Genomic DNA, 17,234 nt, shown 5'->3' with positions numbered 1-17,234 from the left:
CAAACGAAAGTGAGACGGTTGCCACAATCGGCGTGAAGTTGTCACCTTTCGCGTTGTCGTCGCAGGTGGGCGCGCGCCGAGCGGCTGCGGGCTTGATCCAATTGTGATGCGTCCGACACTGTCCCGAAGGCGCCCGACGGTCATCGGCGGCGATCGGAGGCCTCCCGGGTTACGGCGACCCGCGATCACGCGTGGCCCACCCGCACCGCCCCGGAGCGCGCCGCCGTCAGAGCGACGCCCCCACCGCCGGTGCCGGCGCGGCACCGAGGTCGCGGTCGGTGTCCGCGGTGAGATGGACACCGTCGACGCCGTGGGTGGTGATCACCGAGCCGGCGTCGAAGAAAGCGACCCCCGAGGAGGCCGGCAGTCGCCGGCCGCCACGTTCCGGCGGCGCCCGGACACGGTGTCGGCACATTCGGGTGTGGTACCTCTGACGGACCCACCACGCGCCGGACCGGGTGTCCGCGACGGTGCCCACCCGCAGTCCGACCGGAGAACGCCCCGATGACGTCCACGCCCGACACCGCGCCGCCGTCGCGACCCGCCGGGCTCAAGGACGTCGCCGCCCTCGCCGGCGTCTCCCACCAGACGGTCTCGCGGGTGCTCAACGATCGACCCCGGGTGCGCGTGGAGACCCGGCAACGCGTGCTGGACGCGATCCGGACGCTCGGCTACCGGCCCAATCTGGCCGCCCGGGCGCTGGCCTCGCACCGGTCCGGGGTCATCGGGGTGCTGACCGCCTCGTCGCTGTTCCACGGGCAGGCCAGCATGGTGCTCGCCGTGCAGGCGGCGGCCCGCCGGGCCGGCTACTACGTCAACGTGGCGAGCATGGAACAGCCCGATCCGACCGAGGTCGTCTCGATCCTGGACCACTTCCGCACCCAACCCGTCGAGGGCGTCATCGTCGTCACCCCCGACGACTTCACCGTCGGCCGTGCCGCCGAACTCGCCGCGTCCGTCCCCGTCGTGCTGATCGCGGCGGAAACCCCGGCGATCCCCGGCATGGCGGCGGTGAACGTCGACCAGTACGCGGGAGCGACCCTGGCCGTCGAACACCTGGTGGCGGCGGGCCACCGGCGTATCGCGCACCTGTCGGGACCACTGGACCGCTTCGACGCCCAGGCCCGGCGGCGCGCCTGGGAGGACGTCCTGGCTGCGGCCGGACTTCCCGCCGACGCGCTGTACGAGGGTGACTGGACCGCTGCGGGCGGATACGCCGCCGGTCGCGCACTCGTCCGCGACGGACCCCCGGGCGCGGTGTTCGCGGCCAACGACGTGTCGGCGCTGGGTGTGATCCGCGCCCTGGCGGAGGCGGGACTCGCCGTCCCCGGGGACGTGTCGGTGGTGGGCTTCGACGACCTGCCGGAGTCGGCGTTCTACGCACCCCCGTTGACCACGGTGCACCAGGATTTCCGGGCCGTCGGTGTGCAGGCCGTGGACGCGCTACGGACCATGATCGACGGCCGTACCGTCGCCGTCCCCGCCATCACGATCGCGCCGGCCCTGGTGGCGCGGGGGAGTGTCGCGGACGTCCCCGGCTGAGCCGGGTGGGGCGCCGGCGCCGGTCGGGCGACCGCAGGATCGGCCGATCCGGATCGCACGGGTCCGTCCGGGTCGGCGGGTCCGGGTGGGGTGTCGGTGCCGGGACGGTCAGCCCGGCACCGCCACCGGCCGGCCGGCCGCCATGGCGGTGGCCGCGTCGAGGACCAGCTCGGCGCGTGAGCCCCAGCTCATCGTGGCGGCGGCGGCCCGTCCGGCGGGCGACGGCGGTGCCGCCACCGCGGCGCGGAAGGCGTCCCCGGCGTCACCGGCGCTGCGGTAGGTGTGCACGTCGGTCAGCCGGTGGGCCGTCAGTGCCGGTGTGGCCCGCGCGACGACCGCCAACCCGGCCGCCAGGTACTCGAACAACTTCATCGGGCTGCGTCCCTCGTTGGTCGGGTCGTCGTTGAGGGGCAGCAACCCCACCCGGTGCGCCGCGAGGATGCCCGGCACCCGGGCGTAGTCGACCGGTCCGTGCACCACCACGTTCGGCGGCAGTGCGGGACGCGACCCCGGGCCGGGTCCGTGGACGTCGACCGGTTCGTTCGGTGCGGCCCGGGCCACGGCCGCCACGGCGTCCCAGTCGAACCGGCCGTCCAGCGCCCCGACGTAGACCGCCCCGCGGCGCGCCGTGCCGGCGGCGGCGGCGTCGGCCGATCCGAAGAGTTCGAGGTCCACGCCGTTGGGTACCACGGCGGTCGGACCGCCGAACCCCTGCGCCAGCAACGGGTCCAGCACGGTCTGCGAGGTGGCGATCACCCCGTCGGCGCGCTGCAGGAGCCGTCGCTGCGCCTCGAGGGCCTGTCCGCCGGTGTGCAGGTCGGTCGGCCGGTAGACGACGGCACGCGCGCCCAGCGGCTCGATCAGGTGGCTCAGCAGCGGTTGGTCGACCAGGACGAGGTCGGGATCCAGGCAGTCCGCCCGCCGCAGCGCGTTCCGCAGCAACCGGGTCGATCCGAGCGTCAGCGGCCGCCCCAGGGGGTCGGGTGTCAGCGGGAACACACTCCACGGCACGCCGAACAGCGCGCCGTCGATGGGGTGCAACCGCAGCGGCACCGCCATCCGGGCCCGCCGTCGGACCTCGTCGTCGGAGAGCCGCGCGAGGTGCGCCACCGACAACGGATTGCTCAGGTGCACCACCCGGTGGCCGCGGCCGGCGAATTCACGGGCGAGATGGTGGCTGCCGACCCGGAACACACTCCGGCGGCTGGTGTGACTCAGGAAGAGAATGCGCACGGAAGCTCCTCGGTCACCGCGGCGGAACGGGTCGGGACGCGCAGAGGTCCGCGGCGGGCGAGCCCACTGTATGACCCGCGAGGTGAACGGGGAATACCATCCGCAAGTGCCGCGGGTACGGCCGTCCCGGTATGGTTCGAATTCATTTCACAATGATTTGGAATGAACTACGAACGGTTGTTCCGGGAATGCGTCGACCGCACCGGTGAACGTGTTCGTGATACCCCGGACAATGCAGACAGCGGCATCCGAATTGTGTACATTCGGTCCGATGTTCGGGATCAGGATCGCGGAGCGGCCGCCGGCCGTCGTCACCACGCCGACGGTCCCCCCACGAGCTCGCGCGGCGCGGATGCCGGTGCCGTCCGTGGCCGGCCCCCGGCGGGGCCGCCACCGGCGACCGGCGCCGCGACGGTGGTACCGCCCGGTGACCGGAACCCCCGCGCCCCGGCCGACCGCCGCCGGGCGCAGGCCCGCGCCCGAGAGGGCCACGGGCGTGGCCTCCGGCATCGCCACGACGGTGGCGGGCAACGCGGTGGCTCCGGCCGTCGCGCTGGTGACGATGCCGATCCTGGCGTACGTGCTCGGGGTGGAGGGGCGCGGACAGCTCGCCGCCGCCACCGCACCGCTCATCCTGGCCGCCACCGCGTCGACGTTCGGGGTACCCGAGGCCGTCACCCACCTCATCGCCCGCGCTCCCTCGACGATGTCGCGGGTGACCCGGCTGGGCACCCTCCTGATCGCGTCGTGCGGGCTCGTCGTCACCGCGACGTGCATCGCGATGGCGGGTGTCCTGGCGGGCTCCCACACCGGCGTCCGGCCGATGATCGTGGCCGCCATCCTCGCGTTGGTGCCCACCCTGATGGTGCTCGTGCTGCGGGGATGCGCCGCCGGCCTGCAGCGCTGGCGGTTGGTGGCGCTGGAGCAGGCGGGTGCCGCCCTGCTGCGGCTGGCCGGCGTCACGGTGCTGGCGGTCACGGGTGCGCTCACACCGTTCACTGCGACGATGGTCATCGCGCTGGCGCCGGTGGTCGCCGGGCTGGCCTACCTCCCGCTGCTCGGGCACGCCCGCCGCGCCCCGGCGGCCGGACCTCCCGGGCCCGCGGTCGCGCGGTCGCTGGCCGGCTTCGGCTCGCGGGTCTGGATCGGTTCGCTTTCCGGGGTGCTGCTGGCCCGCCTCGACCAGGTGCTGATGACGCCGTTGTCCGACGCCCGCCAGCTGGGGCTGTACGCGGTGGTGGTGGGCATCGCCGACGTGACCCTCATCATCCACATGGCCGTGCGGGACGTGACTTTCGCCGCCGATTCGGCCGCGGCGGACGACCGCCGGCTGTGCGCCGCGGCGCGCATCACCTCGCTGTGTTCGCTGCTGCTGGCGTGCGCCATCGCTGCTGCGCTTCCGCTCGGGCTGCCGCTGCTGTTCGGTGCGGGTTTCGCCGCCGCCCTGCCCGCCGGTCTCGTCCTGCTCGCCGCGGTCGTCGCGGCCGCACCCGGTTCGATCGCGGGCGCCGGTCTGAGCGCCCGGGGCCGGCCCGGCCTGCGGAGCCTGTCCCTGGCCGTGGCGGTGGTGGTGAACGTCGTGCTGCTGGTCCTGCTCGTGCCCGCGCACGGCGCGCTCGGCGCGGCGGTGGCCACCCTCGCCGGGAACCTGACCGCGAGTGCACTCAGCGTGTGGTGGATGTCCCGGTGCGGTGGCGTCCCCGTCACGAGCTTCCTCGGGATCCGGCGCTCGGACCTGCTGCTGCTGGCGGACCGGGCCCGCACGCTGGCGGGCGCCGTGCTCGTCGGTGCCCGGATGCGGCTGTCGTTCTCGCGATGAACCGACGTCACCGGCGCCGCCGCACCCTCGACGCCGTCGTCGTGGCGCTGGTCATCGCCGCGATCGGCGTCTTCGTCACCGGCGCCTCCACCGACGTCGGCACCGGTCCGGCAGACCTGATCGCCCGGTGCGCGGCGAAGGGCGCCACCGCCGAGCTGGAGGTGCCCGTCGTCGGGTTGCCCACCGACGGCCGGTCGGACGCGGCACCGTCCCTGCAGAGTGCCGTCCGGGCGGCCGTCCGGGCCGGTGGCGGGGTGGTCCGGCTCCCGGCCGGCCGGTTCGTCCTCGACGCGCCGCTGCGTCTGGGCCCCGGCGTGAAACTGGTCGGACAGGGCCCGGACACGGTTCTGCAGCGCGGATCCCGTTTCCTGGACACGCCGGGGCCCTACCTCGGGCACCCCATGATCACCACCGACAACGCCCCGGACGTCACCATCGCCGACCTCACCGTCGATCAGCGCGGCCAGGACGTCCGCGGGCCCATCGACCGTCGGCTGCACGAGTCGATGGTCGACGTGCGGCGCTCGTCCAACGCACTGGTCGACCGGGTGGTCACGGTCGACCCGTTCTCGTACTCCATCGGCGTGGCGGGCAGCACCGACTTCTGTGTGATGCGCAGCTCCACGTCGAGCACCTCGCGGGACCGCTACGACCAACTCGACGGCATTCACGTCCTCGACTCCACCGACGGTCTCGTGGTCGCCAACACCGTGGACCAGCGCCTGGGGTCCGACGGCGACGACGGACTCGCCGCCCACACCATCGGCGCTCCGGTGCGGGGGGTCGTCTTCGCCGACAACGTGGTCCGCGGTGGCGTGCACGGCAACGGCCTGCAACTGGCCGTGGGCGACTTCCCGATCACCGACGTCCTCGTCCTGCGCAACCGGTTCTGGGGCGCACCCAAGGGCGTCTACACCGGTTACTACGCCGGGGTCACCCCGATCAGCGAGATCGTCGTGTCCGACAACGTCTTCGTCGACGCCACCGCGTTCACCGTCGACTTCTCCGGAGCGGCGACGGGCGTCCAGGTGACGTCCAACCTGCTGTGCAACAGCGTGACCCCGAGACTGCTGCTCGGTGAGGGCAACACCGTGGCCGGTAACGCCGCCGGTTGCCTGACGGCCGACTGAGCCGCCCGGGCGGACCCGCCACCGCCTGACCGGTCCGACCCGCCGTACCCCGTCGCGGCTGTCCGATCGGGCCGGCGCACGGCTCGGCCGGCCCGGGCACCGCATGGGCTCCGCCGGCCCGGTCACCGCGTGGGCTCCGCCGGCCCGGCCACCGCGTGTGCTCCGCCGGCCCGGTCACCGCGTGGGCTCCGCCGGCCCGGTCACCGCATGGGCTCCGCCGGCCCGGCCACCGGTCCCGCCACCGGTCCCGCCACCGCCCCCCCCGGGCCGTCGCCGGGACGCCACGAGAGATCTTCCGGCGCCGGAATTCAATCCGCTGCGCGGTCTGTCGCACGGTAGGGGTCGGTTCGCCGCCCCCCGTACCCGGCCGCCCGCCGCTGAGATCACCCGGGCGGGGCGCGGGATGCGCGGGCCCGCTGTCAAGGCACTATCCGTAGTCGCCACCCTCCGCAACCGGAAATCACTTTCTGTGAAGCAGTTCACAGCGCGGCATGCGTGCAGTGCGTGATGAAGCACTTACGCTGGGTGAAGAACCGCAACGGGACGTGGCCCGCGGAGCCGCTTTCCGGCGTGCGTCGAGAACACTCCCCGCTCCTCCGCAGGAGCGGGTGATCCCACCCGCCGCCCCACCGGGGCGCGCAGAGGCTCGGTTGCACACAACTGCGGCTCGAAGTGCGCCGTCCGGCGCGTCACCCCTTCCGAGCTGTCCGGCGTTTCCCGCGGGCTGCCCGCATCCGAGGAGAAAACATGTCTTCGTCACGTCGTCTCAGCGCTCTCACCCTCGCGGTGGCCACCGCGGTGTCCGGACTTCTCGGCGCCGGGACCGCCGTCGCCGCAGTGGTTCCCGGCTGCGACATCAGTCAGGCGACCGGCGCCACCGCGACCACCGTCCACCGGGCCACCGGCGCGTCCCCCGACGACGGCACCGATGACCGCACCGCCATCCAGGCGGCCATCAACCGGGCCTCGGCGGCGGGCGGCGGTGTCGTGAGCCTCCCCGCGGGGACGTTCCTGGTCAGCGGAGCCCTGACGTTGAAGAGCAACGTCGCGCTGAAGGGCCAGGGACCCGCGACCGTGGTCAAGGCGGGCCCGAACTTCCTGTCGTCGGTCGGCCCGTACCGGGGGCGTCCGCTGATCACCACCAACCGGGCGGTCAACGTGACCGTCGCCGACCTGACCGCCGACCAGAGCGGAGACACGCTGAACGGCAACGTGAGTGGCAGACTCAACGAGTATCTGGTCGACGTCAGGTGGTCGACGAACGCGGTGATCTCCGGGGTGACCACGAAGAACCCGTTCACCTACTCGATCGTGGCCGCGTCCAGCAAGCGCTTCTGCATCGTCGGCAGCGCCACCAGCACCCGCACCCAGGGCCGCTACGACCAGCTCGACGGTATCCACATCCTCAACTCGAGCTTCGGCGACGTCGTGCGCAACACCGTGGACCAGGGCGCGGGCGGGGCCACCGGCGACGGCGACGACGGCCTGGTCGCCCACACGATGGACGGCGGCAGCGTCCACGACGTCCGCTACGTCGGCAACAAGGTCCGCGGGGGCCGGCACGGCCACGGCATGCAGTTCGCCCTGTCGACGTCGTCGGACGTGGTCTACAACGTCACGGTCGCGGGGAACGAGATCTGGGGTTCTCCGGCCGGCATCATCACCGGCTACTACAACTCCGATGGACTCGTCCGCGACGTGTCCATCACCGGTAACGATTTCCACGACAACGCGCGCAACGGCGTCCGCATCACCGGCCGCCCCGCCAACGTGAAGGTGACGAACAACCGGGCCTGCGCCACCGGATCGCTCACCGTGGTGGCCGGCACGGGCAACGTCGTGAGCGGGACGACGGGCTGCTGAGAGTCACCCACGACAGCGACGGGAATGGCGTCCGGATCCGTCGGGGCGCCATTCCCGTCCGCCGTTGTGCCCGATGGGCACGAGCGCGCACATGAGGGAGAATGGAATGACCGTCGACGGTCACCGGAAAAGGCTCCCGGTGGTCGCCGACTGATTCGGCGGTGGTGCCTGGAGAAATGGACGTGACCACGTGCGCAGTATCGTGATCGACGGTCGGATGCTGGGTCAGCCCCAGTGCTTCGGAATCGCCCGCGTCATTCTCGAGATGGTCTCGCACTTCCCGGCCACCGACGTGCCGGTCCGGCTGCTCCGGCCGCCGGTGCTGCCCGGCTGGATGTCGTTCGAGCGCCTCGACCCGGCCGTGGACGTGATCACCACCGACGTGCCGGTCACCGCCCCGTACCGGGTCGCCGGACTGGCCCGCCTGCTGCGGCGACTCGACGCGGGCGTCCTGTACGAGCCCTATCACGCCCTCGCCCCGCTGTGGGCGCCGTGCCCGACGGTGGTGACCGTGCACGACTGCATCTTCGAGGGTGACCTCCGGTTGACCGGCGGCCGGGCCCGGCAGTGGGCCTACCGGGCCAACACCAGCAGGGTCCTGCGCAGCGCCGCCGCGGTGACGGTGCCGTCGACCGCGACGGCGGCGGCCATCGGCGGTTTCTACCGCAGCGTCCCGGAGGTGACGGTGTGCCCCAACGGTGTGCAGAGCTCCGCGTTCGACACCGACGACGCCGCGGTCCGGCGCGCGCGGGCGGAGTTGGACCTCCCGGACCGCTTCGTCCTCAACGTGGGATCGCGGCGCCCGCACAAGAACCAGGCGGTCCTGGTCCGGGCACTGGCCCGGATGGATCCCGCGGTGTCGTTGGTGCTGGTCGGCCGGCCGGACCCGCGGGTACACGACGAGGTGGCGTCCGTGGTCGCCGCTCTCGGCCTGGCCGGTCGGGTCCGGGAGCTCGAGGCCGTCCCGGACCACCTGCTCGCCGCGACGTACCGGGCGGCCGGCGCCTTCGCCTTCCCGTCGGTCGCCGAGGGGTTCGGACTCCCGCTGCTGGAGGCGATGTCGGCCGGTACCCCGGTGGTCGCCAGTGCCATTCCGGTGGTCGCCGAGGTGACCGGCGACGCCGCCACCCTGGTGGCGCCGCACGACGTCGCGGCGTGGGCCAGGGCGCTGGACGCGGCCGTCGGCGATCCCGCGGTCCGCGCGACGATGATCGCCCGCGGGACGGCGGTCGCGGCGGACGCGGGATGGTCGCGCGGCGCGGACCGGTTGTACGGACTGCTCGCCGACGTCGCGGGCAGTGGCTCAGGCCGGTGACGGCCCGCCGGTCGCGGCGGCCGGCGAGGTCCACAGGCTGCCGAGCGCCGCGTCGAACTCCGGCGGCCGGAACCACACGTGGGCGTTGCCGTCGTGGTGGGTGATCTCGCCGAACCAGGCGCGGCCACGGGCGTGGTACAGATCGATCCGCGCGTAGTCGAAGTCCGCGGCGAGAGCCTCGGCCAGCGGCACCATCTCGCGCACCTCGGGCGGCAGCTGAAGGCCCGGCGCGGTCGGGAAGACCTGCCGGACGGGCACCGGACGGAGATCGGCGTCGAAGAAGTTCACCCGGTGGTCGCCGAACCTGCCGGTGTGCAGGCGGATGAGGGCGGTACGGCCGTGGAAGACCATGAACTTGTAATCGGCCGGCACGGCGCCGTCCCCGTCGGTCAGCAGCTCCTCGATCAGCAACCGCCGTGGGATCTCCCGGTACGCCCGTTCCCGGGACTCCTCGTAGTAGTTGGTGTGCAGCCACTTCTCGGCCGTGCGCAGCACCTCCCACCGGTCCAGGGAGTCCTTGTCGTGCACGATGAGGTTCATCATGCAGCCGTGTGCCCCCTTGAGCACGAACGACCGGGGCAACTCGTCCCACGGGATGTCGACCGCGCGTTCGTACACACCGATCAGCGGGATCAGCACGTCCGGACCGACCTTGGCCGCGACGTAGTCGCGGACGGCCACCTTGTCGGTGGTCAGTGGGATCAGCGGGTTGGGATCGTGGAGGATGCGCCAGGCGAGTTTCTCGTTGTAGGTGCGGGGGTTTCGCAGGTCGGGGCGGTAGCCGAGGGTGTGGTGCATCCGGCGCAGCAGGACCGCGGTGTCGTAGGCCCGGGCCAGGACCGGCAGCCGGTCCTGCTGCCACCGGACCAGTGATCGCGCGGCGGCGTCCAGCCCGGCACCGGTCCGTCGGGCGGCGCGGTGGTGCAGCGGCGGGGTCCGGGGTGGCGCGGTGCCGCCGGACGATGCCGGTGGATCCTGCACGGCGGTCAGCGCACGTCGGCCGCGGGACGGCCGCCGCGTCGTCATCGGATCGTCCCCGGGCGGCGGGCCGGGTGGGCGGACTCGTTCATCTGCACGACCTTTCGGTGCTCGGGAGGGGGAAGCGGAGGACGCGGCCGGGCGGGCGTCAGTCGGATTCGCCGATGTGCAGCGAGGCGCCGGCCTGGAGGTTCTCCCACGGGACCGACCAGAGGACGGTGCTCCCGTTGGTGGGGCCGTCGACCCTGATCAGCGGCTGCCCGTGGGATTCCAGCCAGGTCAGCATCTCGTGGGTGGCCCGTCCGTAGCCCTGCTGTGTGGGCAGTGCCTGGGTGAGGATGTAGGTGACCTTGTGTTCGACCATCGAGGCGGCCGACGGCCAGAGGCCGAAGCGGGGGTCGCGTCCGAAGGCCACGTAACCGGTGTCGTTGGTGACCGCGACCCTCACGTCCTGGGGCAGGTGCGCCGCCATCCAGTCCCGTACCTGCAGATAACCGTTGTCCGTGGTGGTCTCGGCGCGGACCCCGAGGGCCACCACCGCGACCAGGAAGGCGGCGGTCACGGCAGCGACCCGCGGGTACCAGACCGGGCGCCGCTCGAGGAGTTCGGCGGCCACCACAGCCGCCGCCGGGAGGCTGAGGATCAGGACCGGGTAGCCGTAGTTCTCCTCGAAGGTGCCGAAAGCCGCGCTGTACACCCCCAGCAGCCCCATGAACAGGGCCGCGAGACCGATCAGGCGCCGCTCGCGACGTCGGCTGAGGCAGGCCAGGGCGCCCGCGACGGGACACGCCAGCAGCAGCACGTAGCTGGTGCCGAACTGGGTGAGCTGGCTGATCAGCCGACCGAGGAGGCTGGGTGCGCCCTCGGCGTTGAAGCCGGTGTCCTGCTCCACCCCGATCATTCGCAGCAGACCGGACCACTTGGCCTGGGCCCAGTCGTCGATCGCGCCGTTGAGCAGCAATACCAGGAGGTACGTCGCGTACGGCAGCACCACGCCCGCGGCGGCGGCCGCAGCCTGACGTCGGGACAGGGTCGACCGCCACCCCACCGCGGCGAGCACCGGCACCAGCGACGCCACCACGAAGACGTCCTTGGTGAGGACGCCGTAGCCCATGGCCAGCCCGCCGACGGCCAGCCGGGCGAACCGGGGCGTCGTCCGGCGCAATTCCGTGACCAGCAGCAGGATGCCCACGAGAGTCGCCGTGGTGCCCAGGGTCTCCAGCATCAGGTGGCTGTTGTTGCGCAGCACGAACGGCTCGAACATGGCCACGACGGCCACCACGGCGGCCATCCCGGCCGTGGTGACGGCGCGGACGATGAGGAACAGCACCATGATGCCGACCGCCCCGACGAAGGCGTTGAGCCACCGCAGCTCGTAGACCAGGCTCATGCTGTCGCCGCCCAGCGCGAAGAGCCTGATGGTGACCGCTTCGGCGAGGAAGAACCCCGGTGGGTGCAGGAAGAACGGTCCGTCGGACAGATTGGGCAGCTGCCCGAGACTGACCGACCGGCCGAGCTCGGCGTACCGCATCTCGTCGACCCACAGCTCGAAGGACCGGCTCAGCCCGACGGCGCGCACGGCGAAGGCGGCCAGCAGGACGGCACCGGCCACGATCGCGACGCCGCGGCGACCGGTCGGCCACCACGGCGGGCGGGTGACCGGCTTCGCGTGGCGCGGGCCGGTGACGGCCGGACGACGCCCCGGGTCAGGGGCGATGGTGGCGGTGTTGCCAGGCGTCACGGTCGCTGGTTCCTTCGTCGGGGGTGAGGTGCACCGGCATGGCGATCACGTCGTTCTCGGCGCCGACGGCCATGGGGTAGCGGACGGGCTCGGCCCCGGTCTCCCAGTCGGCGCCGGCCGACATCATCAGCACCTCCTGTGGTCCCGCGACGGAGACGATCACCGGCTGGTCCTCGTCGCTGCCGACGACGCCCAGACGCTCCAGCAGCGCGGGGACCTCCTCGTGGTCGATGCCGTGCAGCAGCAACTGGAACCCGGTCGGCGTGGGCCGCAGCAGGTCACCGTCGCGGAGCCGGGGTGACCAGTCACCCACCGCGGCAGCGGGGACTTCGATGACGGTGGCCAGGTCGGTGCTGACGCTGCGGCGGTCGATCGCCTGCTCGCGGCGGGCCAGCTCCTGGCGCAGCATCGCACCGAGGTGCTCCGCGGTCCGCCGCCAGGTGAAGCGTGCCGACCAGCCGCGGGTCGCCGCCTCCCAGCGGTGGCTCTCGACCGGGTCGGCGAGTGTGGTGAGCGCCCGGGCGATCGTGGGGCCGAGTTCGCCGGGGGCGTCGACGAGCCAGCCGGTGACCCCGTCGACCACCGAATCCCGGATGCCGTCGACGCGCAGGGCGACGGTCGGCACGCCGTGCCGGTTCGCCTCCATGACCGACAGTCCCCATCCCTCGCCGCGGGTCGGGTTGACGGTGAGCCATGCCGACCCCAGCAGGTCGTCGCGCACGTGGTCGGGGACGCGACCATGGAACACGACCCGGTCCGACACGCCCCGGACGGCCGCGAGGGCCTCCAGGAACGGTCGGTCCGGGCCGTCCCCGACGAGGTGCAGCTCGACGTCGGGGACGGTGGCGGACACCACCGGCATCGCGTCGACGAGCAGCCGGAGCTGCTTGTGCGGCACCAACCGGCCCACGGTGACGATGCGAGGCGTCGCCGACCGGGCACGGTCGGCCGGCAGCTCGGTGGGCAGTCCGCACGGGGCGAGCCGGATGGGCCCGCGGAAGCGCAGCCGGCGCCGCACGGCCGCGCGGGTCGAGGGCGAGACCGCCGCCACCGGGCGGTGTCCGTACACCCGACGGGCGACCGTGGCCTCCAGCCACCGCCCGACCGCGGCGCCGAGCCGGCCGAAGTAGAGACCGAACTGGTCCTGGTGGACGTGGTGCATCAGGAGCACCACCGCCGTGCGACGACGGACCGCCAGGGGTGCGAAGAACGGGATGCCGTTCTGACTGTCGAGCACCGCGTCGACGCGGTTGCGGTGGATCAGCAGCCACCACAGGACCGCCGGGTACACGGTGAAACGGCCCCCGCGGCGCACGATCGTGTAGCCGTCCCGGTTCTCGCGTCCACGGGTGCGCTCGGGCCGGGAGGTCACGAGCACCACCCTGTGGCCGTCCGCCGCCAACTCGCGTGCCACCTCGTGGCAGTAGAGCTCGGCGCCGCCGGCCTCGGGATGGCGGAAGTCGCGCCAGTTGAGAATGGCGATCCTCATCCGACCCGCCGTTCCTCGAGCGACGCGTCGAGTGTCCGGTCGAGCGGGCCGTCCGGGCCGGTGGGGGCGGTGTCGATCACGGAGATCTCGGCGGACGCGCTGCTCTCCGCGGTGAGGGTGGGCGGGACCACCACGGTGGGCGGCGCGACGATCGCGACGTCGCCATCGGCGCTGCCGGTCGCGTCCAGGGTCCGCAGGTAGTGGACCTCGCGCAGCACGCGTAACGCCTGGTCCAGCACGCGCAGGGTCGAGCCCTCCTGGTCCGACCACTCGACGGGCACCTCGACCACCGGGACACCCAACCGGTGCGCGGCGGACAGCAGCTCCACGTCGAAGGCGAACCCGGTGGTCCACACCTGGGCGAACAGCCGCTGCGCGGTCGGTCGGTCGAAGAACTTGAAGCCGCACTGGGTGTCGGCGACCCCGAGGGCCACGGAACGGGTCAACCGGCGGAACGCCCAGCCCGCCGTGCGGCGCACGAGGGGTTGCTGCTGCCGGTAGCTCGCACCGGCGCACCGGCGGGATCCGATGACCACGCGGGAACCCGCCTCCAGCTCGCGCAGGACCTGCGCCAGGGTGGTGATCGGCGTGGACAGATCGGCGTCGCAGTAGCCCACCCAGCGGGCCCGCGAGGCCAGCACGCCGGCCTTGACCGCGGCGCCCTTGCCGGCGTGCCGACAGCCCATCAGCCGGACCGGGACGGCCGCGGAGTTCCAGCGCCGCACGACATCCGGAGTGCCGTCGGCACTCCCGTTGTCGACCACGATGACGGACGACCGGAAGGGCAGGGTGGCGAGGTAGCGGCAGACGGCGGCCAGCGTGGGCCCGATCCGCGTCTCCTCGTTCAGTGCGGGGATGACGATCTCGAGCTGGTGGTCGCCGACCGGGTGGTGGCCGTCCCCGGGTGCCGTCGGACCGGGAGCGACGGAGGCCGCGAGATCGGCGAGTGCGGAGTCGATCTCGCGATCATCCGGACGGAGTGGGACGGCCGTCATGCGTGCACCGCCGACGCGGCCGGGGTCGACTCGTCCGGCAGGGGGACGAGGGCGTGGCCCAGCGAGCCGCGGCCCAGTTCGAGGAGCAGCAGACCCAGATCGGTGCCCCGCGGCCCCAGCCCGCGGAACCGGCGCAGGATCGAGAGCTCGCGGCTGTAGACCACGCGCGGGCCGCCGAGATCCCGGCGGGCCGCTCCGATCGCGCGGGACAGCTCGGTGCGTCGCCGCACCGCGGTGACCAGCCACTCGTCGATCCGGTCGATCTCGACCCGGTACCGGTCAATCTCGTCCTGGTCCGTGGGGATCGGCAGCCCGCCGACCGGAACACCGGCCACCGGGGTGGCGTCGACGCCGCCCGGAATCACCGTTGTTGAATTCATTTCACGCTCCGATGAACATGCGTGCAGGCACGGAAAAGCAGACGGAAATCGTTGGGAGGTGTGAATGTCGACCGACGACTGGGCTTCGACAACGCTTTCCGATCGAGCCGAGGTACTTCATACCAATTGTCCGATGCGCCGTCAACGCGGTCGGTCGGCCGGTCCGGCGGACGCGGTGAACGGGTGAACGCGACGCCGCGCCGGGTGTTCCCGGTCGACACCGTCGGTCAGCCGCCGTTCCCGGAAGGGGAGATCCGTCGTATTCATCATGTTCGTTTACCGGTCCGAAGTGCCCGACGACGACCGGTACATGGCCGCAGCGGTCGTCGATCATGACGAGAAGATGTCGTATCGTGAATTTCCGTCGACGCACGGTCACTTCGCGTCACAGTGCGAATACTCGGCGTCTACAATTCAGGCGGTAATCCTCGTAATGCGAGAGCCGGCGGTAGCCCAGGTGCGCCGCCCGTGGTGACCAGCGCCCCCTTCTGAATGAACCATCCGGCGACCGGGTTGTCCGGGTTGCGCACAGTTCTCCGATTTGGTCTGCTGACGGCGGCTCCGATGGACCCCCCGTCGCCACCCGGGTGCCGCTCACCGCGTGCTCCCCGAGCGCCTGTCCGGTCGAGAGTGGATCCCCCTCCCGGCCCGGGCCCCGCTGCAGGAGAAGAGGATTCCGTTGCGTCAAAGAGCGAACATTCTCAGTCTGCCCCAGGCTGAGGTCACGAAACTGACGAATGCATTCAGGGCGTTGAAGACCAGTGGCGCCTACGACGATTTCATCCGTCGGCACATGACGGCCATGAACACGCCGACGCCCGCGGGTGCGGAGAGCAATGCGGGCCATTCCGGCCCGATATTCCTGCCGTGGCACCGGGCGTGCCTGTGGGAACTCGAGACGATGCTGATCGCGGCCGCGCCGGCCGGCACCACCCCCATCGCGGGCATTCCGTACTGGGCGTGGGAGGTCGAGGCGCGGCTGAACGCCGGAAATCCCCGGCGCTCGAAACTGTGGACGCCGGCGTATCTCGGCGGCGACGGCGACATGGCTGCCGGCAACCGCGTGCTGAACGGGCCCTTCGCCGACTGGCAGGCGTTGATCTGGAACAACTCGACACGGTCGTTCAACCGCCGGACCTCAGCCGGTCTGATCCGGCTGCTGGGACGGGACAGCGCCGGATCGTCCACGCTGCCCGACGAGAACCAGATCGCGGATCTGATGACATACACCACCTACGACCGGCCGCCGTACAACAAGTCGTCCACGTCCAGCTTCCGCAACCGGCTCGAGGGCTGGCTCGGGGGTCCCCGGCTGCACAACCAGGTCCACCGGTGGGTGGCCGGGGACATGCTCGTCGGCACGTCACCGAACGACCCGGTGTTCTGGCTGCACCACGCCAACGTGGACCGGCTGTGGTGGACCTGGCAGAGCGCCGCCACCCCGCGGCGCCCGTACGCACCGACCAACGCCAGCGCCGGTACCAGCTACGCCGGTCAGCGCGCCGACGACGTCATGACGTCCCTGCTCTGGTCCGGCTGGACACCCAACGGCGTCCAGGACATCTCCACGCTGCACGACGCGCAGACCGCCGGCACTCCCGGCTACTCGTACATCTGAGGGGACGACCATGGTGAACAGACGACAGGCGTTGACCGGGGTCGGCGGTGCCGGCATCGTCGCGGCACTGATGGCGGCCGGCTTCCGGCAGGAACCGGTCGCGATGGCCGCGGCCGGCGCGGGAGCCGCCGCGCCGCCACCGACCACGATCACCTTCACCTACCGCAACCACACCATCACCATCACGGTGAGCGGAGACATGGTGATGGCCAAGGTGGACAACCGGCCGGCGGTGCACGTCTCCCTGGACAGCCTGCGGCGCTACCACAGCCATCTGCTGCCGTTCTCCGACTACACCGATCTGCGGAAGATGCTGTCGGACCTGGTGGACATGCACGAGCGGAAGGTGCTGGCGCTGTGACGGCGCACCGCCACGGTGGGGTGCGGACGTGACCGTGATCGAACACCCGGCCCGGGGGGGCTACGCCGAACGCGGCGTCGGCAACCGCGCCGAGCAGATCGCCGAACGCATCGCCGAACTGGTCCGCGGGGCGCTGCCCGGTTCCCGGTTGGGTTACAAGCACGAGCTCCGGCATCTCTGCGGCGGCTCGGTCGGGACGTTCAACGAGGCGCTGCGACTCGCGCAGTCGCGGGGGCTGATCGTGGCGCGTCCGGGGCCCGGCGGCGGCGTGTTCGTGGCGGACCGCCCTACACCGTCGGGCCGGGCACGGGTGTCGTGGGACGGCGCCGCGGTGCCGGTCGCCGAGGCGGTCCGGATCCGGGACGCACTCGAGCCGCTCGTCGTCGAGGACGCCATCTGGCACGCCTCGCCGGCCGACATCGCGTCCCTGCGGACCGTGGTGCACCGGGCGGGTGAGGCGGCCGCCGGTCACGACGTCAGAATGTTCGTGCAGTGGGACCGGGACCTGCACGCCGCGATGGCCGACCTGAGTCCGCACGCCGCGCTGCGCGGGATGTACCGCCTGGTGCTGGACGCGGTGCTGCACGACGGTTCGGCCATGCTGCGGCTGCGCAAGGACACCGCCGGCCGGCTGCAGTCACGACACCAGGGGCAGGTCGAGCTGCTGGCGGCCCTGGAGGCCCGCGATCTGGCCGGCGCCCTCCACGCGCTGCGCGACGACGACACGGCCGATCCGGAGCTGCGGCGGCCGAGCTGACCCCGGTCGGCTG

Annotated in this window: 15 protein-coding genes; 8 read left to right on the top strand and 7 right to left on the bottom strand. The window is 72.2% G+C overall.

Annotation, left to right across the window (positions count from 1 at the left end):
- Nucleotides 1-226: 226 nt before the first annotated feature.
- Nucleotides 227-415, bottom strand: a complete 189-nt coding sequence (locus DB033_RS19390) for a hypothetical protein (protein WP_157970811.1) — start codon at nucleotides 413-415, stop codon at nucleotides 227-229.
- Between the two features lie 89 nt (nucleotides 416-504).
- On the opposite strand from DB033_RS19390, the gene DB033_RS19385 reads away from it, so the two are divergent.
- A complete protein-coding gene (locus DB033_RS19385) occupies nucleotides 505-1,542 on the top strand; it encodes a LacI family DNA-binding transcriptional regulator (protein ID WP_111768604.1) in 1,038 nt (345 codons plus the stop codon).
- A 108-nt stretch (nucleotides 1,543-1,650) separates the two neighbouring features.
- On the opposite strand, the gene DB033_RS19380 is transcribed toward DB033_RS19385, so the two are convergent.
- Entirely contained in the window at nucleotides 1,651-2,775 is a 1,125-nt protein-coding gene (locus tag DB033_RS19380; protein WP_111768603.1) for a glycosyltransferase, read from the bottom strand.
- 496 nt (nucleotides 2,776-3,271) lie between these two features.
- On the opposite strand from DB033_RS19380, the gene DB033_RS19375 reads away from it, so the two are divergent.
- From DB033_RS19375 to DB033_RS19360, 4 genes are all read left to right on the top strand, one after another.
- Entirely contained in the window at nucleotides 3,272-4,594 is a 1,323-nt protein-coding gene (locus DB033_RS19375) for an oligosaccharide flippase family protein (protein WP_170315604.1), read from the top strand.
- Complete coding sequence (locus DB033_RS19370; RefSeq protein WP_111768601.1) at nucleotides 4,591-5,724, top strand: right-handed parallel beta-helix repeat-containing protein; 1,134 nt, start codon at nucleotides 4,591-4,593, stop codon at nucleotides 5,722-5,724. Before DB033_RS19375 ends, DB033_RS19370 begins: the two co-directional genes overlap by 4 nt.
- A gap of 747 nt (nucleotides 5,725-6,471) precedes the next feature.
- Nucleotides 6,472-7,587: a glycosyl hydrolase family 28-related protein gene (locus DB033_RS19365; protein WP_111768600.1), complete on the top strand. Its 1,116-nt coding sequence runs from the start codon at nucleotides 6,472-6,474 to the stop codon at nucleotides 7,585-7,587.
- Between the two features lie 190 nt (nucleotides 7,588-7,777).
- Complete coding sequence (locus DB033_RS19360) at nucleotides 7,778-8,902, top strand: glycosyltransferase family 4 protein (RefSeq protein WP_111768599.1); 1,125 nt, start codon at nucleotides 7,778-7,780, stop codon at nucleotides 8,900-8,902.
- Here DB033_RS19360 and DB033_RS19355 read toward each other — a convergent pair.
- The 5 genes from DB033_RS19355 to DB033_RS19335 form a co-directional block, all read right to left on the bottom strand.
- A complete protein-coding gene (locus DB033_RS19355; protein WP_111768598.1) occupies nucleotides 8,891-9,928 on the bottom strand; it encodes an ATP-grasp fold amidoligase family protein in 1,038 nt (345 codons plus the stop codon). The genes DB033_RS19360 and DB033_RS19355 overlap by 12 nt on opposite strands.
- 100 nt (nucleotides 9,929-10,028) lie before the next feature.
- Nucleotides 10,029-11,621, bottom strand: coding sequence for an ArnT family glycosyltransferase (locus DB033_RS19350; protein WP_111768597.1), 1,593 nt, complete (start codon nucleotides 11,619-11,621; stop codon nucleotides 10,029-10,031).
- The gene (locus DB033_RS19345) at nucleotides 11,587-13,110 is read right to left on the bottom strand and encodes a glycosyltransferase family 4 protein (protein ID WP_205844048.1); all 1,524 of its coding nucleotides are present in this window, start codon (nucleotides 13,108-13,110) and stop codon (nucleotides 11,587-11,589) included. The genes DB033_RS19350 and DB033_RS19345 overlap by 35 nt, the downstream gene beginning before the upstream one ends.
- Complete coding sequence (locus tag DB033_RS19340) at nucleotides 13,107-14,105, bottom strand: glycosyltransferase (protein ID WP_111768596.1); 999 nt, start codon at nucleotides 14,103-14,105, stop codon at nucleotides 13,107-13,109. The genes DB033_RS19345 and DB033_RS19340 overlap by 4 nt, the downstream gene beginning before the upstream one ends.
- On the bottom strand, nucleotides 14,102-14,485 hold the full coding sequence (locus DB033_RS19335) for a chorismate mutase (protein WP_111768595.1): 384 nt from the start codon (nucleotides 14,483-14,485) through the stop codon (nucleotides 14,102-14,104). Before DB033_RS19335 ends, DB033_RS19340 begins: the two co-directional genes overlap by 4 nt.
- 751 nt (nucleotides 14,486-15,236) lie before the next feature.
- Between DB033_RS19335 and DB033_RS19325 the strand changes: the two genes are divergently transcribed.
- The 3 genes from DB033_RS19325 to DB033_RS19315 are packed head-to-tail and all read left to right on the top strand — an operon-like array spanning nucleotide 15,237 to nucleotide 17,221.
- A complete protein-coding gene (locus tag DB033_RS19325; RefSeq protein ID WP_111768593.1) occupies nucleotides 15,237-16,103 on the top strand; it encodes a tyrosinase family protein in 867 nt (288 codons plus the stop codon).
- A 10-nt stretch (nucleotides 16,104-16,113) separates the two neighbouring features.
- On the top strand, nucleotides 16,114-16,464 hold the full coding sequence (locus DB033_RS19320; RefSeq protein ID WP_157970810.1) for a hypothetical protein: 351 nt from the start codon (nucleotides 16,114-16,116) through the stop codon (nucleotides 16,462-16,464).
- Nucleotides 16,465-16,492: 28 nt separating this feature from the next.
- A complete protein-coding gene (locus DB033_RS19315) occupies nucleotides 16,493-17,221 on the top strand; it encodes a FadR/GntR family transcriptional regulator (RefSeq protein WP_157970809.1) in 729 nt (242 codons plus the stop codon).
- Nucleotides 17,222-17,234 lie beyond the last annotated feature (13 nt).

Origin of the sequence: Nakamurella deserti (genome assembly GCF_003260015.1) — a bacterium.
Classification (GTDB): domain Bacteria; phylum Actinomycetota; class Actinomycetes; order Mycobacteriales; family Nakamurellaceae; genus Nakamurella; species Nakamurella deserti.
This window is presented reverse-complemented; position numbering and strand designations above follow the sequence as displayed.